3 protein-coding genes and 1 pseudogene are annotated in these 4,303 nt (G+C 58.3%); 1 reads left to right on the forward strand and 3 read right to left on the reverse strand.

Annotated features, from left to right (window positions below; translation table 11 throughout):
* Window positions 1–417: 417 nt before the first annotated feature.
* The 3 genes from NW841_RS12045 to NW841_RS12055 all read right to left on the reverse strand — a co-directional run bounded on the left by NW841_RS12045 (window position 418) and on the right by NW841_RS12055 (window position 3,697).
* Window positions 418–1,254, reverse strand: coding sequence for a hypothetical protein (locus NW841_RS12045; protein ID WP_414364653.1), 837 nt, complete (start codon window positions 1,252–1,254; stop codon window positions 418–420).
* A gap of 224 nt (window positions 1,255–1,478) precedes the next feature.
* The gene (gene nrdR, locus NW841_RS12050) at window positions 1,479–2,081 is read right to left on the reverse strand and encodes a transcriptional regulator NrdR (RefSeq protein WP_414364657.1); all 603 of its coding nucleotides are present in this window, start codon (window positions 2,079–2,081) and stop codon (window positions 1,479–1,481) included.
* A gap of 50 nt (window positions 2,082–2,131) precedes the next feature.
* On the reverse strand, window positions 2,132–3,697 hold the full coding sequence (locus NW841_RS12055) for a cryptochrome/photolyase family protein (RefSeq protein WP_414386580.1): 1,566 nt from the start codon (window positions 3,695–3,697) through the stop codon (window positions 2,132–2,134).
* Between the two features lie 80 nt (window positions 3,698–3,777).
* On the opposite strand from NW841_RS12055, the pseudogene NW841_RS12060 reads away from it, so the two are divergent.
* Window positions 3,778–4,303: pseudogene (locus NW841_RS12060) on the forward strand (hypothetical protein); the annotation flags it as partial.

The following is a 4,303-nucleotide window of genomic DNA, read 5'->3' on the forward strand; positions in this document are numbered from 1 at the left end:
TGAGGGGTGACCCTCCGGTAACCTAGCTCGGTGCCAGGCTCTTCTCTCCACCCCAACCCCCCAACTTTTGGGGGGTTGTTGTCACAAGGGGTAGCTCTACAGTTTCTACAGGTGTAGGGTTTGACACTCCTACCCCATAAAGGCGGGGGATTCTTACGCAGTTCAAGAACGAACTCATAAAGGCGCTATCAAGACGCCTCTAGATAGAACCTTGTGGCAAAACCTCAAGGTTTCGCTTACTTTTCTGTTCGCGTAAGCAGGACAGAGTCCTTTTACTCTCCTCAAAAGTAGAGAATCCTATTCTGATCAGCCGCTGGGATCGCTTTTGCGCAAAACCAGTGCCCTAGGGCTGCGGCTTGAAGAATGAACCTGAAACTTGTGGAAGTCCTGTAGGTAGACGAAATTCCGCTTCCGGAACTATTGGGGTGCTTCCACAGGAGAGGGTGGTGGGTTGTTGCGCAAAAAGGGCTGTACGGCTACGAAGCCCAATCCGAAAGAGGCGACTACCAAAAGAACTGCAGCGGCCATCCACAGCACAGCGGAGCCTTGGGATCCGTGATGTTGATCGCGCACCCGTTGGTAGACGCTGGTGGAATGAACCTCGCCACCCATATTTTGCATCAACTCTTCCAAGGAGGGAATCTGATAGCCGGCACGGGGGTAAGAAGGCTCAGTAGGAGTGTCTTGACGGGGACGGGGGGGTAGAGTGGAGGGCTGAGATCGGGGCTCGAAAGAGGAAGCGGCAAAGTCAGAGTAAGAGGAAGTTGGATAGACGTTGCTAGAGAAGGGTGAAACCTCGCTGCGAGCTTGGCGTCGCTTGAGGCGATTCAAAAAATCATAGGGGGGAGAAGCTTGGTCAGGTTCTGAGGACAGGCCATCCCCTCGAAAAGGGGCTGCAGCGGCCTCTCTTTCAGGAGCAGCGGCTTGGCTTGTGTCAGCAAGCCGTATGCTGATTTGCTGTAGGCGCTTCAAGGCCTGACCCAATTGCCCCTGAAATTCTTGCGCGATGGCAGTAACTTCTCCAGACAACTGTTGATGCAGAGCGTGCAGGCGCTGATTTTCGGAAGAGAGGCGGCTCACCTGCTGACGGGCAGATTCCAGCTCTTCGGCCACTTGTTGATACACCTGGATGGGCACTGTCCCCGGCCCCGTCTCTAGTGAGGCAGGGGTGCGAAAGCTGTTGTTGCCGGGCAAGCCACTGGGGTTGCCGTTGCGAGCTCCAGAGGGGCTAGAACCCCGAAAGTCGTACTGCATAAATTGAATCGACGCGTAAGAAAGGATGAAAAACTGAGGAAGGTGGGCAGCAAGGGATCCTGAACAGACAAAGCCGCAAGGCTCACCTAGCGGTAGCGCTGAACACCGACCAGCCGGGGATATCTAGCGCTATGCTTAGTGTAGGCGGCAATTGCTAACCCAAGCATACCGCTAAGCTGTTTGGATGGGAGCCCTTTTCTGGCAGTTTTTCTCGGCGGCAAGCGCTATTTTGGGATCCCCGAGAGATTGCTCGAGGCGTCGTTTTGATCGAGGAGTTTGGGAATACCCCCCACCCAGTCTGGAGAAGCTGTGGATTCCGACTCTGAAGGGGGAGAGTTCCGCAACGGCCGCTCCAGATCTCGTCGGAGGGGGGCCTCCAACCGTTCCAACTGTTCCAGTTCAGTAACAAAGTCTTTTATACCCTGGAACTGGCGGTACACGGAGGCAAAGCGCACATAGGCAACTTCGCTCAGGCGCTGTAGGCGCTCCAGTACCATCTCGCCGATGCGTAGGGTAGTTACCTCTTGAACGTCTTCCAGTTGCAGTTTTTCTTCGATTTCGTTGACCAACTCCTCCATCTGCTTGACGCTAACTTGGGTTTTTTGGCAGGCGTGCATCACCCCTTGGAGGATCTTGTTGCGGTTAAAACTCTCCCGGGATCCATCCCGTTTAATGACCATGATGGGCATGAATTCAATGCGCTCGTAGGTGGTGAAGCGGTAGCCACAGGACATGCATTCCCGCCGCCGCCGCACGCTTTGGCCACCTTCTGCCGAACGGGACTCTAAAACGCGAATTTCTTGCTTGCCGCAGCGGGGACATTTCATGACGTGGGCTCCTTGAACCAAGTAGCACAGGAAGGGAAGGTGCTCCAATTTTAGCCAGACGGCTGGCCCAGGGAGTTGCTCCTAGGCCAGGGATCCCACCAAGCAGCAGCTTGCGCTTGGATTTGGGCTTTTAGCTCCGGCTGCAAGCGATCCAAGTGGGCCAATACCCATTTCATCCTCCCTAGGGGGGTCAAGAGGGAGCGGTGGCGCAAGAGGAAATCCCAGTAGAAGGTATTAAAGGGACAGGCGCGTTCGCCAACCTTTTCGCTGGGATTGTAGCGGCAATGGCGGCAGTAGTCACTCATTCTGCGGATGTACTGGGCAGAGGCGGCGTAGGGTTTGGTGGAAAGCATGCCCCCGTCGGCAAAAAGGCCCATGCCGATGACGTTGGGCTGCATCACCCAGTCGTAGCTGTCGATGAACACGTCGTGAAACCACGCTTCCACTGCCTGGGGTTGGATGCCGCTGATGAGCGCAAAATTGCTGAGCACCATCAGCCGCTGGATGTGGTGGGCGTAGCCGTGGCGGCGAATTTGCCCTAGGGTGTGCCGTAGGCAGGCCATGTCGGTTTCGCCCGTCCAAAAAAAGTCCGGCAGGGGGCGGTAGTGGCCAAAGAAGTTCTTCTGGGCATAGCCCTGGGGCATCTGGTATTCGTAGAAGCCGCGCAGGTATTCCCGCCAGCCCAGGATCTGACGGATGAAGCCTTCAGCGGAAGGAAGAGGGATCCTGCCGCGATGGTAGGCCTGTGCGGCGGCGGCGAGGACTTCTTGGGGGGTGAGAAGCCCTAGATTGAGGTAGGGGGAAAGGAGGGAGTGGTAGAGGAAGTCCTCCCCAGCTTGCATGGCATCTTGCCAGGGGCCGAAGTGGGGCAGGCGGTGCTGGATAAAGTCTTCGAGCACCTGCAGGGCTTGGGCGCGGGTGACTGCCCAGCCAAAGCCCTCTAGGGATCCAAAGTGGTGGCCGTAACGTCGCCGCACTTTCTCCATCACCGCTTGCGTGATGGCGTCGGGAGGAAACGTCAGAGGGGGTGGGTAGCGCCGGCCAGGCTGAGGAGGCTGCCGGTTTTCCCGGTCGTAGTTCCAGCGCCCGCCCAGGGGTTGGGAGCCGTCCATGAGGAGGTGGAAGCGTCTGCGCCCTTGGCGGTAAAAGTCTTCCAGAAGCAGGCGCTTGCGGCCTGAGGCCCAGTCGATAAACTGGGAGGCTGTCCAGAGGAAGTGGTTATTTTCCACGACCAGGAGCGGGCAGGGGAGGGCGGATCTCAGCTTTTCCACCTCCGCTCGAACAGGAATGTCGGCAGGCTGCATGAGGCGGATTTGTTGTAATTGATATTGCCTGGCCCAGGCCTGCAGGGGTTCAGCAGAGTCCTCGGCTTCCACATAGGTAACGGGGTGGCCGCGCTGTTGCAATTCTTGGGCAAAGTGGCGCATGGCCGACCACACCAGCACCAACTTCTGCTGGTGATGGTTGCGGGAGCTGGCCCAAGCGTGGGACTCGATAAAAAGGATGGGGACGCGGTGGGGAGGTAGGGTTGAGAGGGAGGCAAGGGCAGCTTGCTGGGGGTGCAGTTGGTCGGGGAGGATCCAGACACCTGTGGAGCCAGAGGGTGGAACGGTCATGGGGGGGGTAATATCGCGGCCTCGAGGATCTCTAAGGGCAGCCCAAGTTGAGTGTAGCGCTAGGAAACAGGGCTAAGGCCATGAAGACGACCTCCAGTCGGCTAGCGGCAGCAAGAGGGGGGATCCCCTTTCTCCCCGCCTGGGCGGGCCTGGGGATGGCGGCCCTACTGCTGTTGCTGGTTTGGAACTGGACGGATCCCCTGCCGCCAGCCTGGGATGAGGCGCAGCACCTGTTGCAGGCCCAGGCATTTGGGGATCACCTGCGGCGGTTTCGCTGGGAAGGGGTGTGGTGGCAGCAGTTTTTGCACTTAAACCAGCGCTACCCGCCTCTGGCCTATTGGCTGGGGATCCCGTTGGCCGCTTTGCACCCCTTTAGCCGTGCCGATGGGCAGTTGCTCAATTGGGTGTTGCTGGGGATCCTGACCCTGGCAACCCAGCGGCTGGGCCAGCGGATTTACCACTCTCAGGAAGTGGGCTGGTTGGCGGCAGCGCTGCTCCTCCTTTACCCAGGGATCGCGGCTCTGGCCCATGTGTACATGTTGGAGCTGCCGCTGCTGGTGGCGGTGACGCTGGCTTTTTGGGCGCTCTGGGCCTACGGGGAGGAAC

This window comes from Synechococcus sp. H60.3, assembly GCF_047462295.1.
Lineage (GTDB): Bacteria > Cyanobacteriota > Cyanobacteriia > Thermostichales > Thermostichaceae > Thermostichus.